Genomic DNA, 22,173 nt, shown 5'->3' with positions numbered 1-22,173 from the left:
CGTTCTTTCTACTGCGGCGCATAGAGCGCCGCTGGGTAGTTCAAGATTTGGGTTTTTAACGTGGGGATATCTCAACCGCCACAACATTCGCCTAAACATAGCTTAGAATGCTATTATATTCATCGTCATACTAATATTTATTAAGAGAATAGAGGACCTCCGAAATATCAACAGATTAAGTTATGGCCTTGCAATTCTGGCTAGGAGTTATGTTTTATTCTGATCTTAGAAATTATGAGAGATTACCTGCTTAACAACTCGAGCAGCCCCTGCAGCGGATGGCGTAATTTCTTCCTATCAATCCGTTTCACCTGACTTCGACAGGAATAGCCGGACACCAGACACCGCTCAGCGGGCAATTTGGCAAGCGTCGGCTGCCAGCTCATGGAGTAAATCTCTTTAGAGGCTTCCAGGTTCTTCGCCGCATGACCATAGGTGCCGGCCATGCCACAGCAGCCGACGGAAACCGCTTTAAGGGTGCCGCCAAAGTGTTTGAAGATTTTGGCCCAGTCATCATGCGTGGAGGGCTTGGCTGTTTTTTCAGTGCAATGCCCAAACAGGTAGAATTCTCCTTCCACAGCAGCTTTCTCTGGCATCTTATCAAGGACCGAAAGCAGCCATTCCTGGAACAAAAAGACCTTGAAATCCCCCCGTGACTCTTTCAGAGCCTTGGCGTACTCGTCGCGATAGCACAGCACCATTGCCGGATCAGGGCCAACAATAGGAATATCCAACTTAGCCACATGATTGAGGAATTGAGCACCGCGCTGCGCGGTCCGCTCAAAACTGCCCAGGAAGCCTTTGATATGCTGGGCTTTACCATTGGGGGTAAAGGGGAGCAGAATCGGTTCAAAGCCGAGTTTTTCAATGACCAGCACCAGATCCTCAACCACGGCTGCGTCATAGTAGGAGGTAAAGGGGTCCTGCACCACCAGCACCTTTTTTGCCCGCTCTTCGGGGCTGAGTTTTTCCAGGGCGGCATAGTCATAGTCGTTGGCACGATGCCCGGCCAGACGTTTTTTCAAGTTCGGCTGAGTCAGCAGTGGCACATCAACCATGCCAATGGTTTTCTCGGTCAGTTTCTGGGTGATCCCCTGCTTTATGAAAAAATTGAAAAACCCGGGCGCTTTAGCCATGAGTGGCGCATAGCTTTCAACGGTGCCCACCAGGTAATCCTGCGGGTGGCGCAGATAACGCTGATAATAGAGGTTCATAAAGCGGGCCCGGAAGTCAGGCACATCGACCTTGACCGGGCACTGACTGGAGCAGGCTTTACAAGCCAGACACCCCTGCATGGCCTCCATGACCTCATGAGAGAAATCGTAATCGCCCTTCTTTTTGCCCAGGGTGTTAAAAATCTGCCCGACCAGGTCTTTGAGCCGCAACCCTTCCTGACGTAACAAAGTCTCTTCCGCAAGGATATTCACACCGGCATGCTCCAGCTGGCGCAGCCATTCACGCATCAGCCCGGCGCGCCCTTTGGGGGAGTGGCGTCGGTCACCGGTCTGCTTGAATGAGGGACACATGGGGGAAGTGGTATCGTAGGAGAAGCACAAGCCATTACCATTACAGTCGAGAGCATCTTTAAAGCTGTCACGCACGACTTCTGGAATCTGGCGATCGAAAGTTCCCCGTTTGATGGCGTCGACCGACACCAGCTGGTCATTCGATTCAATGGGGGTACAGATTTTACCGGGGTTCATCCGGTTTAATGGATCAAACGCTCCCTTGACCTTACGCAGTTCAGCGAACAGCTCAGGACCAAAAAACTCCGGGCCGTATTCAGAACGAAAACCCCGGCCATGCTCACCCCACATCAGGCCACCATACTTGCTGGTCAAGGCCACCACCTGATCGGAGATGCTGCGCATCAGCACTTCCTGCTCCGGGTCACACAGATCAAGGGCTGGGCGCACATGCAGAACACCGCTATCGACATGTCCGAACATCCCGTAGGCAAGGTTATTGGCATCGAGCAGATCGCGAAACTCCATAATATAATCAGCCAGGTGCTCTGGCGGAACGGCGGTATCTTCGGTAAACGCCACCGGTTTTTTGCGTCCTGAGGTATTACCCAAGAGCCCGACCGCCTTTTTGCGCATGGCATAAATCGCCTTGACGCTGTCCAGGTCCTCACAGGTCTGATAACCGATAATCCCGGCCTCCCCTTTGGCCATGAGCTTATCAAGCATCTGACACAGAGCTTTGACCTTCTGCTGCCCTTCAGCAAGTGTCTGGTCGGCAAATTCAACGATATTCAGACCGAGCAGTTCTTTGTCAGGAACATCGGTAATCAGCTCACGCACGGAATGCCAGACGATATCTTCACGGGCGAGATTCAGAACCGTGGAATCGACGGTTTCAACCGACAGAGCTTTGGCCTTGAGCATAAAGGGGGCGGAACGCAACGCCGCTTCAAAACTGTCGTATTTGATGTTAACCAGGATCCGGCTGGCCGGGATCGGATCGAGACTCAGTTTAGCTTCGGTGATAAAGCCCAGGGTTCCTTCCGAACCACACAGGATACGCGCCAGATCGATGGCTTCGGTGTCCGGATCATAGACATGCTTCAGGTCGTAACCGGTTAAAAAGCGATTAAGTTTAGGGAATTTTTCTTCAATTTCTGTGCGCTTGCCGTGAGCGGTGGCCCACACCTGGCGGTAAATGTCACCTTCACGATCCTGCTGCGCAAGCTTGTTTTGCAAAGCTTCGCCACTGAGCGGCTGACAGTCGAGGCAACTGCCATCTTCCAGCACAGCAGTCAAACCCATCACACGGTCAGAGGTTTTGCCGTAGACCAGCGAACCCTGTCCTGAAGCGTCAGTATTGACCATGCCACCGATGGTGGCGCGGTTGCTGGTTGACAGTTCAGGAGAAAAGAATAAGCCGTAAGGCTTTAAGGCATCGTTCAGTTGGTCTTTGACCAGACCAGCCTCAGCTCTCACCCACTTTTCTTCCACATTAACTTCCAGCACCCGGGTCATGTAACGGGACAGATCGACAACAATCCCGTCGCTTAACGATTGACCGTTGGTTCCGGTGCCTCCTCCGCGTGGCGAAAAACGGATGCCCAGGAATTCCTCCTGACATGACAACCTGGTCATTAATGAGATATCGGCGGTATGCCGGGGAAATATCACCGCTTGCGGCAACCATTGATAGACGCTGTTATCTGTCGCTACAACCAGACGACTGCCATAAGAGCTTTCGATATCACCGGCGAAGCCTGCTTTCGCCAGCGCATTGATGAAGGCCAGATATTCAGGTTTTACAGAATCTTGCTGGGTCAATTTTGGAATCATTGAATTTCTCTTTCTGCTTCCTTGTGGACAATTGAATGACACGGGCATACACCCGTGTCAACAGCTGGCCATCTTGCATGGTGTGATACGGTTTTTTAATCAGTTATCCAGCATCTGAGCTTAAAAAGGCAAATTGAAACCAGTGACACAAGGATATTACCATCCCCGGATATAGTTATTTCCAGCTACCGTTTACGTAACGTTCAGACACTCATTTATGCTCAAAAAGTGAACACAAACAGTCCAACTTTTCTTAATCCTCGTTGCACGGATTATTCCGGTCAAAATACAGAGACATCAGCAGAGAACCGACACTGAGGGCCAGTATAAACAAACAGATCGGGCTCAAAATAAAAGAAAAACTACCGCGTGAAATAATCAACGCCTGCTGCAGGCTGTTTTCTGCCATAGGGCCGAGGATCAGGCCCAGAATCAGGGACACACCGGAGTAACCGTTCTTTTTCATGAAGAAACCAAGAAACCCGAAGGCCATCATGATAAAGACATCGGTAAAATTATTATTTACTGAATAGGAGCCGATAACACTCAGCAGACAAACTGTCGGCGCAATGAACTTCATCGGTAGTTGCAAGGTTTTGGCAAAGTAACGAACACCAAGCAAACTGAGTGCCAGCAAGATAAAATGTGCGATAACCAACCCAATCAAAAATGGATAGATAACCAGGGAATGTTTGGTAAACAGTTCCGGGCCAATGGGCAGCCCTTGAATAATAATCCCGCCAAGAAAAATTGCACTGACCGCATTCCCCGGAACACCGAGGGTAATCAGAGGCACCAGGGAACCACCGACAACAGCGTTATTGGAGGCTTCTGAGGCGATCAACCCTTCGGGGCTGCCTTTACCGTACAGTTGCTTATTCTTGGAGAAGCGTCGTGCTTCATTGTAGGAAATAAGCGCTCCCATGGCCAACCCGGCACCAGGAATTATCCCGATTATGGTTCCGATAACGGATGATCTGAACAAATTGAACTTATTTGACAAAATATCTCTGAACGCACTGGCATAACTGAGCTTGCTGATACCGCCATCGGCCAGCGACATCTGCTTTTCAAGGACCAGGGTCAATCCTTCGGAGAAACAGAACAGACCGATAACACAGGGGATGAGATCCACCCCGCCGATAAGTTCAGGAATAAAAGCAAACCGGGGATACCCCATGATCGGGTCCTGGCCAATCAAGCCAATAGCAAGTCCCAATACAGCAGAAACGATGCCTTTGATCATCGCTCCGCTGGAAAAACTGACGATAACCGTCAAACCGAAAATTGCGACGCAAAAATACTCACCGGGTCCAAACCTAAGCGCAACTTTTGCTAACGGAGGGGCCAGCAAGATGAGTACCAGGACACTGAAAATCCCACCAATGGTCGATGAAATTCCAGCTAAGCCCAAGGCCCTTGCCGGATCACCGCCCCTTGCCATGGGGTACCCATCAAAAGTAGTGACGATATTCCCCGGTTCTCCGGGAATGTTAAGCAGAATAGCGGTGATTGCGCCACCATATACCGCACCAACATAAATACTCCCCAGAATAACAAGTCCAGTTACCGGACTCATGCCAAAGGTGACCGGCACCAGCAGACCAACACCGACCGCCGGAGTCAGACCGGGCAAAGCCCCGATAACAATCCCTGCAGCCATAGCCAGGATCATGGCCAGCCACAGTTGAATATCCATAAAAACCATTAAATATTCCACGCGCGCACCCTCACCTGAAAAGCGTTAAATCTGCGAAAATCCCTTTGGGAAATTCAATATTCAAGAAATGACTGAAAATGACATTGAGCAGCGTCACTATCAAAATGCTAACGACAAAAGCGATAATTTTATTGTTATTTCTGATCAGGCTCGAACAGATAAAAACAAAGATAACCGCCGGAATATAAAACCCAAAATAATTAACCGACATGGTAAATAGAATTGTGATAATGGAAAAAGCCGTTAATTTTTTTGAAAAGGTAAACTTGCTGTTTTTGTCATATTTCTGTTTGACGAGCTTGTGAATAGCAAGAATCAGATTCACCACGGCGATAAACAGTAAACACCAGTAGACAATTTCAACGTAATGACTTTTTTTATTGATAAAATCACTTGATGAAATAGCGACATAGATACCAAGAGAAAAAAGCAATACCGAAAAAATACAGTCATAAACCAGACCAGCCACATGACCTCCAAATAACCAGATACATCATTTTGACAAATAAAGTTCAATCCCTCGTTCCATACAGATCATGTCTGCATGAGCCAAGTCGGCATAATGAAGAATCACCCCTTCAATCAGTTGGGCATGCACAGGAGATATGGGAGTATGGGTTGAAATCAGGTGAGCCAGATCAACCGATGCCCCGTTGTTAAGAGAACGGTAAGTTCCCCAGAAGCCATGCATGAACTTTTTGCCGATATCAGTCTTACGCCATGCGCCGTCAACAAATTCATATTCGTAGGCCTTGCCAAGGTCATGCAGTAAAACCGCGGCCAGCAGCAAGTCCTTATTCACTTTTGAATTCATTCGCGCCGCGAACACATCGGCCATGCTCATGGCAATTTCAGCAACACAACCAACATGCTCAACCAATGTGACATCCGCAGCGAAACCACTGAAGGGTAACGCCATGATCGCATCATATCCATATTGCTCCAGGTATTCATTCCAAGCACTGACGACAACCTGCTTAAGGTCCTCATCCTGAATGCGACGGATTTCCGGGAAAATGTCGAAAATTGTTTTCTGGGCGGTGCTATCAGACATAAAAAACTCCTAAAAAGCCCCCGGGGAGAGGCGCTCTCCCAGGGGCTGTAAAGCAACTCACAGGTTAAGCTGTTTCCACAAAGCAGAATATTTATCGATAAGGGAATTACTGTAGGCTTCCAATTCAGACGGACTCATGTAGTGAATCGCAATCCCTGTTTTACCCATCAATTCAATAAACTCAGGATCTTCAAGAGTCTGCTTGAGCTTGTCATGCAGATAGTTCACGATGTCATCAGGCAAATCCTTGGGACCAGCAACGGCACGACAGGCAGCCATCTGCAGATCGATCCCCTTTTCTTTAAACGTTGGAACGTCAGGGAAATCCTTAACCCGCTCTTCAGACATGACCGCCAGCACTCTGACCTGACCGGAGTTCACATAGGTCTTTGCTTCTCCTACCTTCATAACCACGGCATCAACATGACCGCCTAAAGCGGCAGTCCGAGCCCCGGCGGCACCTTTAAACGGTACTGGGCTGATGTCAATTCCGGCCTTATTAGATAAATCGACAATGGAAATATGGGCATCGGAACCGACCCCGGCATTGGCAACTGTCACATATCCAGGATGGGCTTTGGCATCGGCAATAAAATCTTCAATCGATTTGATCGGGCTTTCGCTAGGAACAGCTAAGAGCCCTGGGTCAAGGGCGACATTGATAATATATTTAAAATCGGACCCCTGGTAACCGGTTTTACGTGACAGGGGCAACAAAATCGTCGACGGCTGATTGATAAAACCAATCCGATAGCCGTCCGGTTTGGCCTTGGCTAACTCAGTAAAACCGATTTCACCACCTGCACCGGGCTTATTCAGGACTGAAAGAGGTTGGGGAATATACTTGGTAGCAACTTTGGTGAGAATCCGTGCGCCGACATCCGTTCCGCCACCCGGAGAATAGGCAACAATAAACTCAATGGGCTTTTCAGGGTAAGAACCGGCAGTGGAAACAGACACTAACCCAAAACAAGAGAGGGCTAATGTCAAGCAAACACAAAACGACCTGTTGAGAACCTTACACATTCTTAAAACCTCCTCAATTAGAAATGAGGAACAATGCATTACGCTAATGCATTGTTCCTGTTATAAAGAGTAGGAAGAGCGCCCCCAGCTAATCTGTGGGGGCACCCCTCTCTGAGTAGCTCAGAGTAAACTGAAGGATGACATGCCGGTGAAGTGATGCTAACGAGGTTCACCAGGAATCAAGCTGACACCTCTTTCCCTTTCTTAACCAGCTCATCTGCTTTACTAAGGGAATCAGCAGCAAATGCCTCCATGCGCTGAGTGAGCTTCCAGCCGGCATAGAGGGAGAAAAAGGTTAGAGCGATCAGGACCAGAGACAGTGGACGGGTAAAGAATGTCGTATAATCACCGTCACTTATGAGCATGGCCCGCCGGAATCCGGATTCAGAGATCGGACCAAGGATAACACCGAGCAGAACCGAAGCCATGGGGTAACCGTAACGGGTCAGGAACCAGGCAACGACCCCGATCAGAATCATCAGACCAAGATCGAAAAACTGCTGGCGCACCGCATAGGCACCGGTAAAACAGATAACCAGCATACTTGGAGCCAGAATAATGGTTGGGATGTTCGCAATCTTGCCAAAAATATTACTGCCATACCAGCCCATGAAAAGCATAACAATATTGCAGAAGAAACCTGCAGCCAGGAAGGTATAGGTCGGTTCGGCATACTTGGTAAACAGCTCTGGTCCGGGAACCATGCCATGAATCATCAGCGCACCGAGAATAACTGCAGCGGTCGGACTGCCCGGAATGGACAGGGTTAACAGCGGCACCAGAGAACCTGAGCAGACGCCGTTATTGGCGGCTTCAGAAGCAGCGACCCCCTCAGGCACACCAGTACCCAGTTTTGTTGGATCTTTTGCAGCACGCTTTTCTGCAGCATAGCTCACGAAACCCGCAATTGCCGCTCCGGCTCCCGGAATAATTCCAATAATAGTACCAATAACAGCCGACCGGGTCAGGGTTCGTCTCATTCCCCAGATATCAGATAAAGTCAGGGTCGAGGTATCGATATTATCGGTATTGATGTTTATCTGACTTAAGCCCTTGGTTACCAGATCTTCGGTAAACTTCAGACATTGAGGGAAAGCAAACAAACCAAGTAGCAGCGGTATCAGTGGCAGGCCATCAAATAACTCAACATAACCAAACCCGAACCGCATCTCCCCCATGATCGGATCAAGCCCCACAGTTCCCAACATCAAACCCAGGGCACCAGCAATCAAGCCCTTGAGGATAGATCCCGGGGAAACAGCAGCAATAACGGTCAGACCAAAAATCGCTATCAGAAAATACTCATGCGGGCCAAAAGCCAGGGACAAACGGGCCAAAGGTGGCGCTAAAAGCAAGAGAACGACAGCCGCAAACATACCGCCGATGGCAGAGGAAGATACAGAGGTCCGTAAAGCCTTCCGTGCCATCCCTTTTTGTGCCATGGGGTGGCCATCAAAAACGGTAGCCGCATCCGCCGAGGTTCCTGGCACACCTAGTAGAATAGCCGTAATGCCGCCCCCATAAATCGCTCCAGCGTAAACGCCTGCCAGCATCGGAAGGGCAACCACCGGAGACATGGTGAAGGTGAAAGGAATCAGCAAGGCGATACCGATGGTCGCCCCCAGGCCAGGCAGAGCGCCACAGATGATTCCCCAGGCGACACCAGCGGACATGGACAGAAAAACTGCCGGACTTAACAGATTAAGAAATCCAGTGACAATTTCCATGATAAAACCTCGCTATGACAAGAATGGAAACAAAGGAAGTCTCAAATCCAGCAAGGTCCGGAAAACGACTCCTAATACAACAGGAAGCACCAGCGCGACCCACCAAAAACGTTTCGCCGCTGAACCTCCAAGCATAATCATGCCTCCCAGGATAAACAGGAATCCTGCTATCTCGAAGCCGATGATTGGTAGTAACCAGACAAAGAGAACATTAAAAATGATAAAACCGACGAGAATCGTCATGGTTTTCGCGTTCAGGCTGCTGCCTGGGTTGGCATCTTGGGCGTTGCCAGTCCCCGTGTTTTTCTTTTCCTTCATATAATTACTGATCATCAGTAAAACAACCAACACCAACAGGCTGATAGCCATGGTCCGGGGAAACGCCCTGGCACTGTCGGATAATTCTTCAGAACTCATATAAACCAGGATACTGATCCCGATAAGCCCCACCTGTACGATGTATTTTTTAACAAAATCCATGTCATTCAGCCTTCTGCACTTGAGCACCAATCAATACCCCGGTAGTTCCGGGGCATTGATTCGACCTACGTCAACAAACAAATTCATTTCATTTTTTCATGGTAAGCAGAGATCACTATTTCTTGGTTTGACCAGCCAGAGACTCTTCCATTGTTGCCTGCAGGTCATTGAGATAGTCGGTAAATTCCTTTGCCCCAAGGTGAGCAATAGTCGGTGCGATACCGATCTTTTCAGCCTCTGCTAAAAACTCAGGATCGGCAGTAACCTTGGCAAACAAATCGTCATAATACTTTACGATTTCAGGAGAGCACCCTGCCGGCAAAGCAATGCCACGGTTGGAACCAAGCGAGATTTTATAGCCAAGATCTTTGTAAAGAGGGATCTCAGGAAGATCTTTCCATTGAGAGTCCCCTGCAGATGCCAGGATACGCACTTCCCCTGACTTGATCAGTGGGGCAAACTCACCAAGACCGCTAGCGGCAACATCAACATGGCCACCGAGTAGTGCGGCAATAGCTTTGGCGCCACCATCAAAGGGGATATATTTCAGATCTGCTCCCGTCTGCTTTTTAAAAAGAATATGCTGGATATGATGAGTACTATACATAAAGGTACCAGCAAAACTGAGTTTCCCGGGATTTTCCTTGGCAGCGGCAATCACGTCGTCCAGAGTTTTGAAGGGGCTGTCAGCTTTAACAGCCAGGACAGAGGGATCAAGAGTCACCCGGGCAACCGGCTGAAAGTTCTTTTTAAATGTATACGGAACATTTTTTCTGGTTAACTCATGAGTAACAATACTCATAGTTGAAATAGTGCCGAGGGTATAACCATCTGCTGGCGACATGATGGTTTTGGTATAGCCGATCTGGCCACCGGCACCAGCGAAGTTCTCTACCACAAAATCGGCTCCGGAAATACGACCGGCATGCTTGAACAGCAGTCTTGCCATGGTATCGACGCCACCCCCTGGCGAGGTATGGACAATGACATGGACCGGCTTATCAGGAAACGCCGCCTGGGCAGAAACCCCTGGAAGAAGAAATGCACATGCCAACACCAAAGGAACACATAGACTCTTTTTCATCTTGACCGGCAGACTCTCTCTTCCACTAAATAATGTTTTCATTCACTTCTCCTTTTTAGATGAGTATCGGCTTACATCAACCAGCGTTTTAAAAGACTATACAGACAGCTTTACTATATTAAAAGCAATTATATTTTACTTTATATTCAATTTATCTTAACTTAATGAGCTATGTTTCCCTTTGAGAAGAGTTTTTCAGGTTGCCAATAGGGCAGAATGAGGAAGTATGGTTAAGGAAAGGTTTTCTCCATAACCGACACGAAAAGAATCCATCAAAATGATGCGAGGACAGACAAGAATGGCGCTAGTTTAAGCAACTTTGCAGTAAACTCGGGACTGTCCCCAGGGTCATCGGGGGCTGTCCCAAGAGTTTGCGAGCCATGAAACTGTCGCGGTTCGCACCGCAAAGACCTGGGACAGCCCCCGTGCGGGGACAGTCCCGGTTTTGCTGCCAGCAACTCTTAAACGAGCGCCATTAGGCATTGTCCACATTATCGCAGTCACTGAAACGCTCATTCTGCGACTGGGCCGGACAACGACTTTTTCAACAATCTCTACCCGAAAGGAAAAAAATGGCCGAAAACAAAACAATCTGTCATTGCCATGACGTCGACTACCTGACCATCCGCATGGCCATGGTTAACCAGAATGCCCGTACCGTCGAAGAAATCCAGGAGATTACCGGCGCAGGAACCGGTTGCGGTGGCTGTATCCCTGATATTGAAGCGATCCTCGCCTTGGTCTGTGGCTGCAAAGGCACCTCTCTGCAAGAGGTGCTGGATGCGGTCAATGGCGATGCCGATACCGTGGCAGCGGTCGGTGAGCAGACCGCTGCCGGGACCGATTGCGGACGCTGCAAAATCCTTATCGAGAATGTGATCGAAAATAAACGCTGAGCTGTGCTGGCCGTCCAGCAACAGGATGCGTTGCATGCCCAAGCATGGCTTGACGCAAAAAAACACCGACCCCGTCCAACCAGACAGGTTGCGAGCGGGGTCAGTGTTTCAGAAGTTGAGCAGGCTATTTAAAAAATCCAGCCATGGCTCGCCAGGCTACTTTTCCAACAGTCTGCTATGCGGGCATTTTGAATGCTATCTGCTCTTTTTCAAAAGCCGCTTTAAATTCCGGCAGAGCCGCGACATCGGCAATAAACCGCTTAACGTTTTTCCCCAGTTCAATTTTGGTCGTGGCGAAACCGGCATTCCAGCTGGAATAAACCGCGGCCATGTAGTCGACATGAGCCGGTTGGTCACCCAGGATGAATTTCCTGTTTTCAAGACGCTTATCCAGAATCGCCCACAGGCTGGAGACAGTATCGGCGAGCAGTTGCAGGGTTTCCGCTTTGTCCTTATCGCTGAGTTTGGCCCGATAAGCGATTGCGAACATCCTGCCGTAGGCCGGGTGCAGGGTTGAGTAATCAAAATTCAGCCACTGATAAAACTCGGACCTGGCCTCGAGCTCTTTCGGCAACATGGTATTGTCATGTTTTTCCAGCAGGTAGAGGGCGATAGCCGCCCCTTCGGCGATAACCCGGCCATTCTCCGTCTTCAAGGCCGGGACCTGATTGGTCGGGACCATCTGCTGGTAATCAGCGACATCGTTACGCTTGATCAGTTGATAGGGAACGCCAAGTTTTTCAAGCAAGACAACGATTCCGGTGGAACAGCTCCCCGGCAGGGTGTAAAGCGTGTACATGAAGATATATCCTTTCAGAAAAGATTAACGAGAGCATCTGCAAATCTTATCTTACTCCTAATTGCCAGCAAAAAGGCAACTGCCGACCTCAGGTATTGTTAAGTTTATTGGCAAACAGGGCAGGGCAATTGTGATTCATCGCAGAACATTGATCACAGCACAAAAGGGCCGGATTACAGCAGGGTGACGGTGTCGCTGTGCGCCATGAGATCTTCGGTCAATCGTCTTTCCCGCCGGGACAGGTCAGAATCGGCAAAGGAATCGCCGTAATAAGCATTGATGATCCTGGTCGAACTGTTTTGCAGGACGCTGAGCAAACGCTGCAGACTGCCGGCCTGCAGATAGAGAGTGACATCGTTGAGAAACAGGATGTTGCGCGGCTGCCGCTCCAGTTCGACAAACAGGTTTTCGATGTTGCGGGCGTTGGCGCTGGCCAGTTCCTGGATCTCTGCCGCATCCCTGCCCATCAGCCGGGGAGCGGCAATCTGCGCCGTTAAATAGAGCAGGCCCGGCGGCTTTACAAAGGACAGTTTCCCGCCAATACCCCGCACCGGGTCAGGCGCCAGGTCCAGCACCGCGATCTCCCAGGCGTACCCAGCCGCCAGAAATTGTTCGAGAATTGCGGTGGTGCCGGTGGTTTTACCCGAATTGACAGCGCCGGCCAAAAGGGTTTGGCGCCCCAGATATTGGGTAAGTTCCGCGTTTGCCATTAGAGGATGCCGAATTTGGTCAGCAAAAAGCGCACCGCCAGGAAGGTGGTGACCAGAAAGGTGAGTCCGCCCATGCAGTTCAGGAAAAAGGAGTTTCGCTCCCGGCATTCCGACCGGTTCAACAGATAAAGAATGATGGCGATGATCAACGGGGTGCCGGTCAGCCCCAGGGCCAGCATCAGCGGCAAGAGCAGGAAAAAACTGCCCTTGATAAACGGCCCCAGCATGCTGACCAGACAGCCAGCAAAAACCGCTGCAGCAAACCCCTTATTGCGGACATTGAGTTCCCAGCCCATCTTGTCGGAAATAAAATAAGCGCCGGCCATGAAGGTCGGTGACAGAGTGGACAGGGTTGCACCCCAGAGGCCTGCCATGAAAATCCGCATGGCATTGTCGCCCAGCAGGGGTTGCAGTGCGAAAGCGGCATCGGTCGCTTTTTTGATGGCGATCCCGTTGGGATGCAGGACCGCCGCCGCCACCAGGAAAATCGCGACACTGTAGATGCCAAAAGCAAACCCCATGGACGAGATGGTGTCGAAACGGGCCAGGGGCAGATCACGGAGCTGCCAGTTCCTGGCATTGGTGTTATAGGTATGCATGCCGATAATAGTGATATGCACAGCACCGCCCATGATCGCAGCCATCATCAACGCAGCATCGATCCCTCCCGGCAGATTGGGGAGCACCCCGTTGGCGATCCCCACCACGGAAAGGTCCGCCATAAACAGGGTCACGATAAAACAGAGAACCACAAGGATCACCAGGACCTTGCACAGCGTCTCGAATTTTCGGTACCCTTTGCGCACCAGAAACAGCCCGATGGTGATGCCATAGAGGATGCCCCAATACGGACTGTCGATACCGATAATCAGCGAGGTAATGCCTGACAGGGCACTCATCAGCACGATGGCCGCCAGCCAAGTCGCCAGAAGAGCGTCAATTGTGAGCAGCCAGGCCCAGAATTTCCCCAGCCGTTGCTCGGTTGCGGCGATAATCCCCTGCCCTTCCAAAATACCGACTCTGGCGGCCAGATACTGGACTGTCGTCCCAAAAACAGCGCTGAGAATGACCACCCAGAGCAGACGGTAGCCATAGGTCGCACCGGCAATGGACACACTGGCCAGGGTTGCCGGACCACAGGCCACAGCACTGATAATCCAGGCCGGTCCCATTTCTTTAAGGTAGGTAGAGAATTTGTTGTTCATCTTGTCTTATTTCTGGTTATCAGGGAAAAACGATTCCGGAAGCGCGCGAACTGGTATCGGCACAAACTCTCGAATAATGAACGAGAGTTTGTGCCGGTACGATCGGTTTCTTCATTGCACCGACAGGGGACAATAACCCTGTCGGCGTCCCTGAATAGTCCGCCACCTGGGCATCTAAGTTATTTAGTTACCATCCGGAAACTCCGCAGGGCAACGGCTAAGTTTTCAGATTGGAAACGAGCAATTTTTCGTTGTGGCAAGAAAACCCGCAGATTGACACCGCCACAACGAAAAAGGGCCGTTTCCGGATGAAAACTATTTAAACTCTTCAAGCCCGGAAAAGGACTCATTGAAAATTTCGAGCAGTTCCAGGTTTTGCTTGGAGATCATCATGGCGTTGCCAATGATGCCATAATAAAGAATGCTCAACCGTGTTTTCGAGATATTGGCAGTGATGCGTTCGGCCTGCTTCAGATTGAGCTCGGCAGCCAGCTGGCGTAACTGTTTATCCTGCTCTTCAATCTCACGGATGTTGGCGATCTCGCCACGACTGAGGATTTCGGCAGCATCAAACAGCATGACCCTCAGTTTCTGACGCACGATTTGCAGCTCAGCTATCTGCTCCGGGAGCAGCCCCTTGTGGTGATTGCCAACGTGGGTATAGACCCTCAGGACGATATCCCGATGGCCATCCGAGAGCTTCTGCAGACGGCGTACGGTCTGGGCATACTTGTGACCGACCCGTCCCCCCTTTTGGGATAGCAGGCGCATCGCCTTAAAAATATTGGCGCTGATAATGTTCGACCATTGCTGGAACTGCCGCAGCCTCTTGCGCTCGACCCCGATCCGGTCGAAGCTCCCTTCGAAAGTCGCTTCCAGCGTCCTGTCGACCGAGTCTGCCAACTCCCGCAACAGCAGGCTCATGTGTTCGAAGGTGGTGCCAATGGCGGTCTTGGCATCCGCGACCGACTTGAGGTTGAAAATCAGCTGCTTCTGCGACTGGGCTTCAAACTGCCGGTGTTTGTGATGGCCGTTGTAGATCAGCAGCCCGGCAGCGGCCAGTAGGAACAGCACCCCGAAGCCTTTGCCGAAAAAGATGACCGCGGCAAAAATTCCCGCGAAGGTGAAAGCGATAACGGCGGTCATGAACCAGCCGCCAACCACGGTCAACACCCCGGTCACCCGGTAGACCGCGCTCTCCCGGCCCCAGGCCCGGTCGGCGAAGGTCGTGCCCATGGCAACCATGAAGGTCACGTAAGTGGTCGACAGGGGAAGCTTGTTGGATGTGGCATAGGAGATCACCGCGCTGGCCACCATCAGGTTGACCGCGGCCCGCAGCAGGTCGAAAGAAGGCCGTTCCCCTTTGCTCTGTTCCAGCGCAACCTTCTCGACATCAAAACGTTCGGCAATCCAGCGCCGCAACGGAGCTGGAACCATCACTCTCAAGGCATCGAAGAAGGCGAGCACCAGCCGCACAATGGCGCGGGACAGGCCAATCGATTCAAAGCGCTCGACCCCTTCTTCCTGTTGACTGAGTTGAATCGTGGTCTCGGTCACGCTACGGGCTTTGCGCGAGAGGCAGAGTGTTGCCACCATGATGATACCGGCCAGTAGCAGATAGAAGGTCTCAGACGGCACCTGATGCCCCAATGCACCCATCGTGGAATGCAGAGGGTCGGCAGTCGCCATGGCCGCCTTGTAGGCATGCAGTCCGGCCATCGGCACCCCGATGAAGTTGACCAGGTCGTTGGCGGCAAACGCCAGGGCCAGGGCAAAGGTGCCGACAAGAATGATCGGTTTGAGGATATTCACCTTCATCAGCTGCAGGATCTGCAGGACAATCGCCGCGACCACCAGGGTCCCCCCCATGATCAGGGGACCGTGGTCCATAATCCAGGCAATGTTCTCTTTGGTCATGAAGGAGGCGCTTTTAGCCCCCTTGATGAGGATGAAGTAGGCAATGGAAGCCAGGCACATGCCGCCCCAGATGGCACCGTAACGCTTCATCCGCTTCTGATATTCAAAGGTGAACAACAGCCGGGTCAGGAACTGGACAACCGCGCCGCAGATAAACGCCACCGCAACCGAGAAGAGAATGCCCATGATGATGGCGATGGCCTTGGCCGTATTGATGTAGTCGCCGAGGGTCGCCAGACTGTCACCGGCGGCGACGATTTTGAGGAGCGAGACAATCACCGCGGCGCCGAGCAGTTCGAAGACGATGGATACGGTGGTCGAGGTCGGTAAACCGTAGGTGTTGAACAGATCAAGCAGGATGATGTCACTGATCATCACGGCAAGGAAGATGGTCAACAACTCCGGCATGGTGAACACTTCGGGGTGGAAAATCCCTTTGCGGGCAACCTCCATCATGCCGCTGGAGAAAAGCACCCCGCAGAGCAGCCCGAGGGCAGCAACCCCCAGGATCACTTTGCGCGACGCCACCTTGGCACCAATTGGTGAATTGAGAAAGTTGACGGCATCATTACTGACCCCGACAATCAAGCCCATTGAGGCCAAAAAGATCAGAATGCCGACGGCAATGACTAAAAAATCAAGACCCATTTTTTCTACTCCATAACCGCTGAGGTAAAAATGAAAGTGTATTTTGTGAGCAAGCGGAACTCTACGCACGACTTTATAGCAGAGGTCGGTTCTCATGTCCTCTTTAAATGCAAATACTGAAAAAAGGTGAAGAATCAGGCGAGATTTTCCCCTCTTCCAGAAGTCGGAATTATTACCTGGGAAGCAAGCGAATCTGCGCCCCTGAATACAGCCGGTCCCGGAATTCCAGGCAACCTGATTTTCATAAATGGATAGAGGATGGCGGCGGAAGACAGTTCTACCGGGGAAGGCAACAATGCTTTGAGTTCGCCAGGTTAGGTACTAAAAACACGAGTTTTTTCAGACCGGAACTTGCTTCCAGGAGCAGCATCGGCAAAAGAACATTCTGTGTAACAGGCCCTCAAACCCAATTACGGGTCAGGCGGTCATACACCTCCGGGGTGTCAATATCGATAAATTCTTCCGGATCGGCAAAGGGGACCGGCAACAGCCGCTCGGGATGTTCTTTCACCACGACGCGACCGCCGATGTCCCCCTGCAGGCTTTTCAGCTGGGGCAAACAGAATCGGGGGAAAAAAACCGGATTCCGCGCCGCGCCGTTGACCTGCGGCATGACAATGGCATCCGGCGCGGCGCGGCAGGTTTCAACCAGCTTGACGATGGTGGCGGTCTTGAGCAGCGGCTGATCGGCAACTAAAAACATGGTGCAGTCCGCGTCCTCACAAGCCGCGAGCCCAAGTCGGATTGACCCGCCCTGCCCGTCTTCAGGGCAACTGTTGTAAGCCAGAATGACGGGATAGCGGGCGGCGATCTCCTTGACTTCCTGATGGGCATAAACGACGACAACCTGGTGAAACAGGGGAAAGGGAAAATGTTCCAGAATATGGGTCATGACCGGCTTTCCTCCCAGCGGAAGGAGCAATTTATTTTCACCAAAGCGGCGTGAAAGCCCCGCAGCCATGATCACCGCATTAAGGTGCAGCATAAATTTCCCCCTGGAAAAGACTGCCGATGACCGTCGCTATCGGCACTGAACCGGCCAGGGCTCTGGCCGCGCTCAACAGAGCTTCGTTCTCGGCTTTATTGATAAACAGAAAACGCCGTCCCTGCGCATATTGAAAGAGTCCCTGTTGATGACACACCAGTCTGCCCAGGTGGTCTTGACTGACCCGCTCACCGCGGTGCGCTCCGGTAATGCGGCAGAACAACTCCGGTCGATGCACCAAGTCTTCGCCAATGGTCTTGCCGATGGTCTGAATATCCAATACGCCGATGGTGACCGTCGTGAACTCCGGGATAACCGGCTCTGTCGTTTTCCAGCCTTTTAACGGTTTTCGCGCCGCGCCATCGGCTTCGATAAGGATCAGGTCGAAACGCTCGGCCCGATCAGCCAGGATATACTCAGCCACCCCGCTCACCTTGGCTGCCTGCGGTTCTCCGGTCACACCGACATAAATCCCGGGAGCGAGCTTTTCCCGGTCAGAAAAAAGCCGGCCGGTCAGGTCCAGAGCATCGTATTGATCGCAGGTCGGCATCTGCAGATGCGTGGTCGTCGTGACCAGCACCCGATACTCCAACGCTTTTGCTTCCTGCGCCAAGCGGTACAGCAGTGAGGTTTTCCCGCCTGCCCCGCTCAAACAGACAATATCTTTTTTAGCGATTCTGAACGCGTTCACAAATGGTGTCGTCATCAAAGCATAACCTCAGGAAGAAAAACCGCTCGAGCCACTCATCACAGTCAATCCTCAATGTATCCCGCTGAGCAAATTTGTCAAACCATCATTAAATATACAAATAGGCGGAATAATATGTAGTAATTTATTCGCTCCAGTGCTATACAATTTTATTGACAACATAAAATAAAATTACAACAATAAACTATTGTGTATGATTGCTGCATAAATTGATATTAAATATCAATTTGCCCATCAAGCCGGCGCCCCGAGCGAGCAGGCTCCGGCCAACTTCAAACCACAATGAGGAGACGATCGATGAGGACGAATTCGGTTCACCCTGTGGATGAGCGCCTGCCGGCACCGCGCCTGCTGGCGCTTGGACTACAGCATGTGCTGGTCATGTATGCCGGTGCCATTGCCGTGCCGCTGATCGTAGGCCGCGCGCTCAAGCTCGACCCCGAACACGTTGCCATGCTGATTTCCGCCGACCTGTTTTGCTGCGGGCTGGTCTCGATCATCCAATCCCTCGGTTTCGGGCGCTGGTTCGGCATCCGCATGCCGGTCATGATGGGGGTCACCTTCGCGGCGGTGGGACCGATGGTGGCTTTCGCCAACGTCATGCCCGGGATTGAAGGCGCCCGTGCCATCTTCGGGGCGATCATCGGCGCGGGCATCATCTCGGTGTTGATTGCGCCGGCCGTCAGTAAACTGCTGCGCTTCTTCCCTCCGGTGGTGACCGGCAGCATCATTGCCATCATCGGCATCAGTCTGATGCGGGTCGGTGTCGGCTGGATGCTGGGCGGCCCCGCCTTCCTCGCCCAGCGCACCGATGTTCCCAAACTGCTGGAGATGGTCGACAAAGCGAAAGCGGCAGCGGCAGCGGCAGCGGCCTCAGCGCCCGTCTCCCTGGGCAAAATTCCAATGATTGACAACCCGGCTTACGGTTCCCTCAGCCGGATGGCCATCTCGGCTGCAGTCCTGGTGTTCATTTTGCTGTTGGTGAAATATACCCGCGGGTTCCTCGCCAATATCGCAGTGCTGCTGGGGATCCTGGCCGGTTGTGTGGTCGCCGCGGGCTTCGGCCTGATGCATTTCGATAAAGTCGGCAAAGCGCCCTGGTTCGACATCGTCACCCCCTTTGCCTTTGGTATGCCACATTTTGATCCCGTCATGATCCTGACCATGACCATTGTCATGATCGTCGTGATGATCGAGTCGACCGGCATGTTCCTGGCCCTGTCCGACATCACCGGCAAAAAGATCGGCCAGGCCGATCTGGCAGCCGGCCTGCGCACGGACGGCCTGGGAACCATCATCGGCGGCGTGTTCAATACCTTCCCCTACACCAGCTTCTCGCAAAATGTCGGCCTGGTGGGTGTAACCGGCGTGCGCAGTCGCTGGGTCTGTGTCGCCGGCGGCGGCATCATGCTGGTCCTTGGCCTGCTGCCGAAGATGGGTGCGTTGGTCGAAGCCATTCCGCAATTCGTCCTCGGTGGCGCCGGCATGGTCATGTTCGGCATGGTCGCCGCAACCGGGATTCGCATCCTCTCCAATGTCGATTTCAACGGCAACCGCAACAACCTCTACATCGTCGCGCTGTCCATCGGCTTTGGCCTGCTACCGCTGGTAGCCCCACGCTGGACCCAGCACATTGCCCACAGCCTGCATCCGCTGCTCGATTCCGGCATCCTGCTCACCTCGGTGGTCGCAGTTCTGCTGAACCTGTTCTTCAACGGTACCAATGGTGACACCGCCGGCGCCGTAGAAGCCGCCAAGAAAACCGAGGCGCATTGAACAACCCGCTTCAGGAATAAGAATCGGCAACAATCGCTTGTTGCCGATTCTCCCGGACAACCTTATTTGGTTGGCATAGCAAGAAATGGTCTCAGGCCATATCCCTGAAAACAGCGCTCTTGCTGTGCCTAAATGAGAGGCTTTTCAACCTGCCACACCTTTGAAAAGGAGAAGCAAAAGATGGGTCGTTATCAATTTGTTAAGGCTATGGCAATCGCTCTTGTCCTTATCCTCGCCGGAGGCTTTTCGGTCAGTGCCGCTCAGTGGAGCAGCACCAAAGCCGAATTCCTGTATGGCTGGAACTATGACAAACGCAAGGATAAAGAGGGCATGATTCTCACCCTGGCCAATGCCACCGGCTGGAAGTACGGCGATAGCTATGCGTTCATGGACCTTGGCGATGCCGCTGACCGCGATGAGACCGACGGCATTCACCTCGAATGGGGTCCCCGCCTGAGCCTGCTGCGCGCCTTTGACAAGCAACCGCTGCAGGGACCGCTCAAGGATGTTTACATTATCGTGCAGGCGGATATCGACGCGAACAGTTTCACCAACAAGGTCACCCTCATGAGCGGGGTCAGTGCCGACTGGAATGTTCCCGGCTTTGCCTTCTTCAAAACCCATCTGCAATATCGCGATGACCCGACCCTGGATGGAGATTCGGCGCAGTTCACCATTGTCTGGAACATGCCTTTCACCATCAAAAACCAGAAATTCTCTTTTGAAGGTTTTATGGATTACACCACCCGCGAAGGCAGCGCGAAGAGCAACGTCTTGACCCAGCCGCAACTCGTCTGGCACATTACCGATAATATCGGCGTCGGAATGGAGTATCAGTACTGGAAAAATCGCCTGGGTCGTGACGGGGTGGATGAAAGCGTTCCGCAGGCCATGCTCCGCTGGACCTTCTGATTTCCTTTGGTATAAAAGCGGTTGCACGGGGAATTGCTGCCCCTTTGATCGAAATTCCCCGTGCCAACTTATGCAGTTGACAATGGCCCCGCTTTTGGGGCCATTGTTGTTTAACCCAAACCTCTTCTGGTGAAGTGCGCTATGAACCTGGAAACGCAACTCTTATCCCTTCTCGACAAGGGTCAACGTGCGGTGCTGATCACGGTGATCGACAAACAGGGGTCAGGACCGAGACAACCCGGGGCTAAAATTGTCGTTGCCGAAGATGGAACTTTTTGGGGAACGATCGGCGGCGGCCGGGTCGAAAATTTAGCGATCTCTGTTGCCAAGGATTTCTTGCCGGGTTCCACCCGGGCCGCCATTTCTCACTTTGACCTGCAACCGGGGCATGAAGGTGAAAAGATCGATATGCTCTGCGGCGGCAGGGTTTCGCTGTTATTTGAACTGTTCACCCCGGATCCGCCAACCCAAAGGCTGCTTAAAGAGTTTCAGGAGCTCCTGGCAACGGCGACCAAAGGAGTCTGGGCCATTGACCTGAGTCTGGTTGAGAGCGAGGGGAAAGCGCAGCGACACCTGGTCGCCCGAGCTGATCCGCAGTCTCAACCGGCGGCATTGCAAGAGCAGATTTTCAGCCATCTGCGGGGCGCCAGAAGCAGTTGCCTGCTGGAGATTGACGGCGCAAGCTGGTTCATTGACAATTTCACCGCCGGTGGCCAGGTTGTATTGGCCGGAGCCGGGCACATCGCCCTTGCCTTAGCCGGGTTAGCCCATGCGGCAGGGTTTGATGTGGTGGTCTGCGATGACCGTGCGGAGTTCGCCAACAGCGCCCGCTTCCCCGAAGCCAGCGAGATCAGGGTCGTGGCAGATTTTGCCAGGATCTTCAGCCAAATTCCCGTGACCAACGATTCCTATATTGTCATCCTGACCCACGGTCATGTTTACGACCAGCACGTCCTTCAGCAGGCGTTGCAAACCGAAGCGCGCTATATCGGCATGATCGGCAGCCGCCGCAAAAAAGAGACCATTTACGCCAATCTCAGGGAAACCGGGATCTCCCCCCAGCAGTTGCAAGCGGTGCATTGCCCGATCGGGCTCGCTATCGGCGCGGAATCACCCTTTGAAATTGCCGTCAGTATTGTCGCTGAATTAATCAAGAAAAGGGCTGAATAGCCCAGAAAAGGCACCGGGCCGAAAAGAACAGCGGCCCGGTCAGAGAAAACGGA

The 22,173-nt window shown here is 52.1% G+C and carries 18 protein-coding genes; 4 read left to right on the top strand and 14 right to left on the bottom strand.

Annotation, left to right across the window (positions count from 1 at the left end):
• Positions 1–242: 242 nt before the first annotated feature.
• The 8 genes from ydiJ to N909_RS0116055 all read right to left on the bottom strand — a co-directional run bounded on the left by ydiJ (position 243) and on the right by N909_RS0116055 (position 10,435).
• Entirely contained in the window at positions 243–3,302 is a 3,060-nt protein-coding gene (gene ydiJ, locus N909_RS0116090; RefSeq protein ID WP_029916960.1) for a D-2-hydroxyglutarate dehydrogenase YdiJ, read from the bottom strand.
• Between the two features lie 253 nt (positions 3,303–3,555).
• Entirely contained in the window at positions 3,556–5,022 is a 1,467-nt protein-coding gene (locus N909_RS0116085) for a tripartite tricarboxylate transporter permease (protein ID WP_155005959.1), read from the bottom strand.
• Between the two features lie 10 nt (positions 5,023–5,032).
• A complete protein-coding gene (locus N909_RS0116080; protein WP_029916957.1) occupies positions 5,033–5,491 on the bottom strand; it encodes a tripartite tricarboxylate transporter TctB family protein in 459 nt (152 codons plus the stop codon).
• 24 nt (positions 5,492–5,515) lie between these two features.
• Positions 5,516–6,076: an HD domain-containing protein gene (locus N909_RS24790; protein ID WP_051689828.1), complete on the bottom strand. Its 561-nt coding sequence runs from the start codon at positions 6,074–6,076 to the stop codon at positions 5,516–5,518.
• A 57-nt stretch (positions 6,077–6,133) separates the two neighbouring features.
• Positions 6,134–7,102 (bottom strand): tripartite tricarboxylate transporter substrate binding protein, encoded by a 969-nt coding sequence (locus N909_RS0116070; RefSeq protein ID WP_029916953.1) that lies wholly within the window; start codon positions 7,100–7,102, stop codon positions 6,134–6,136.
• Between the two features lie 179 nt (positions 7,103–7,281).
• Positions 7,282–8,775, bottom strand: coding sequence for a tripartite tricarboxylate transporter permease (locus tag N909_RS0116065; protein ID WP_245613626.1), 1,494 nt, complete (start codon positions 8,773–8,775; stop codon positions 7,282–7,284).
• 66 nt (positions 8,776–8,841) lie between these two features.
• Entirely contained in the window at positions 8,842–9,309 is a 468-nt protein-coding gene (locus tag N909_RS0116060; RefSeq protein ID WP_029916948.1) for a tripartite tricarboxylate transporter TctB family protein, read from the bottom strand.
• 115 nt (positions 9,310–9,424) lie between these two features.
• Complete coding sequence (locus N909_RS0116055) at positions 9,425–10,435, bottom strand: Bug family tripartite tricarboxylate transporter substrate binding protein (RefSeq protein WP_029916946.1); 1,011 nt, start codon at positions 10,433–10,435, stop codon at positions 9,425–9,427.
• A gap of 530 nt (positions 10,436–10,965) precedes the next feature.
• On the opposite strand from N909_RS0116055, the gene N909_RS0116050 reads away from it, so the two are divergent.
• The gene (locus N909_RS0116050) at positions 10,966–11,289 is read left to right on the top strand and encodes a (2Fe-2S)-binding protein (protein ID WP_029916944.1); all 324 of its coding nucleotides are present in this window, start codon (positions 10,966–10,968) and stop codon (positions 11,287–11,289) included.
• Positions 11,290–11,464: 175 nt separating this feature from the next.
• Here the strand turns inward: N909_RS0116050 and N909_RS0116045 are convergent, their stop codons facing one another.
• From N909_RS0116045 to yqeC, 6 genes are all read right to left on the bottom strand, one after another.
• Positions 11,465–12,088, bottom strand: a complete 624-nt coding sequence (locus N909_RS0116045) for a glutathione S-transferase family protein (protein WP_029916942.1) — start codon at positions 12,086–12,088, stop codon at positions 11,465–11,467.
• Between the two features lie 173 nt (positions 12,089–12,261).
• Positions 12,262–12,798: a hypothetical protein gene (locus tag N909_RS0116040; RefSeq protein WP_051689826.1), complete on the bottom strand. Its 537-nt coding sequence runs from the start codon at positions 12,796–12,798 to the stop codon at positions 12,262–12,264.
• Positions 12,798–14,003 (bottom strand): Nramp family divalent metal transporter, encoded by a 1,206-nt coding sequence (locus N909_RS0116035; protein WP_051689825.1) that lies wholly within the window; start codon positions 14,001–14,003, stop codon positions 12,798–12,800. The genes N909_RS0116040 and N909_RS0116035 overlap by 1 nt, the downstream gene beginning before the upstream one ends.
• 315 nt (positions 14,004–14,318) lie before the next feature.
• A complete protein-coding gene (locus N909_RS0116030; protein WP_029916937.1) occupies positions 14,319–16,568 on the bottom strand; it encodes an inorganic phosphate transporter in 2,250 nt (749 codons plus the stop codon).
• A gap of 400 nt (positions 16,569–16,968) precedes the next feature.
• Complete coding sequence (locus tag N909_RS0116025) at positions 16,969–17,553, bottom strand: nucleotidyltransferase family protein (RefSeq protein WP_029916934.1); 585 nt, start codon at positions 17,551–17,553, stop codon at positions 16,969–16,971.
• Positions 17,540–18,259, bottom strand: coding sequence for a selenium cofactor biosynthesis protein YqeC (gene yqeC / locus N909_RS0116020; protein ID WP_051689824.1), 720 nt, complete (start codon positions 18,257–18,259; stop codon positions 17,540–17,542). The genes N909_RS0116025 and yqeC overlap by 14 nt, the downstream gene beginning before the upstream one ends.
• A 300-nt stretch (positions 18,260–18,559) precedes the next feature.
• Here yqeC and N909_RS0116015 point away from each other — a divergent pair, with 300 nt between their 5' ends.
• From N909_RS0116015 to N909_RS0116005, 3 genes are all read left to right on the top strand, one after another.
• Positions 18,560–20,038 carry a nucleobase:cation symporter-2 family protein gene (locus tag N909_RS0116015; RefSeq protein WP_211253964.1) on the top strand — a complete coding sequence of 493 codons (1,479 nt, stop codon included), beginning with the start codon at positions 18,560–18,562 and terminating at the stop codon, positions 20,036–20,038.
• 180 nt (positions 20,039–20,218) lie between these two features.
• Positions 20,219–20,950, top strand: coding sequence for an outer membrane protein OmpK (locus N909_RS0116010; RefSeq protein ID WP_029916928.1), 732 nt, complete (start codon positions 20,219–20,221; stop codon positions 20,948–20,950).
• 141 nt (positions 20,951–21,091) lie between these two features.
• Entirely contained in the window at positions 21,092–22,120 is a 1,029-nt protein-coding gene (locus N909_RS0116005) for an XdhC family aldehyde oxidoreductase maturation factor (protein ID WP_029916927.1), read from the top strand.
• The last annotated feature ends 53 nt before the right edge of the window (positions 22,121–22,173 follow it).

This window comes from Pelobacter seleniigenes DSM 18267 (assembly GCF_000711225.1).
Taxonomy (GTDB): Bacteria; Desulfobacterota; Desulfuromonadia; order Desulfuromonadales; family Geopsychrobacteraceae; genus Seleniibacterium; species Seleniibacterium seleniigenes.
Note: the sequence above shows the minus strand (reverse complement) of the source record. Positions and strands in the feature narration are given on the sequence as shown.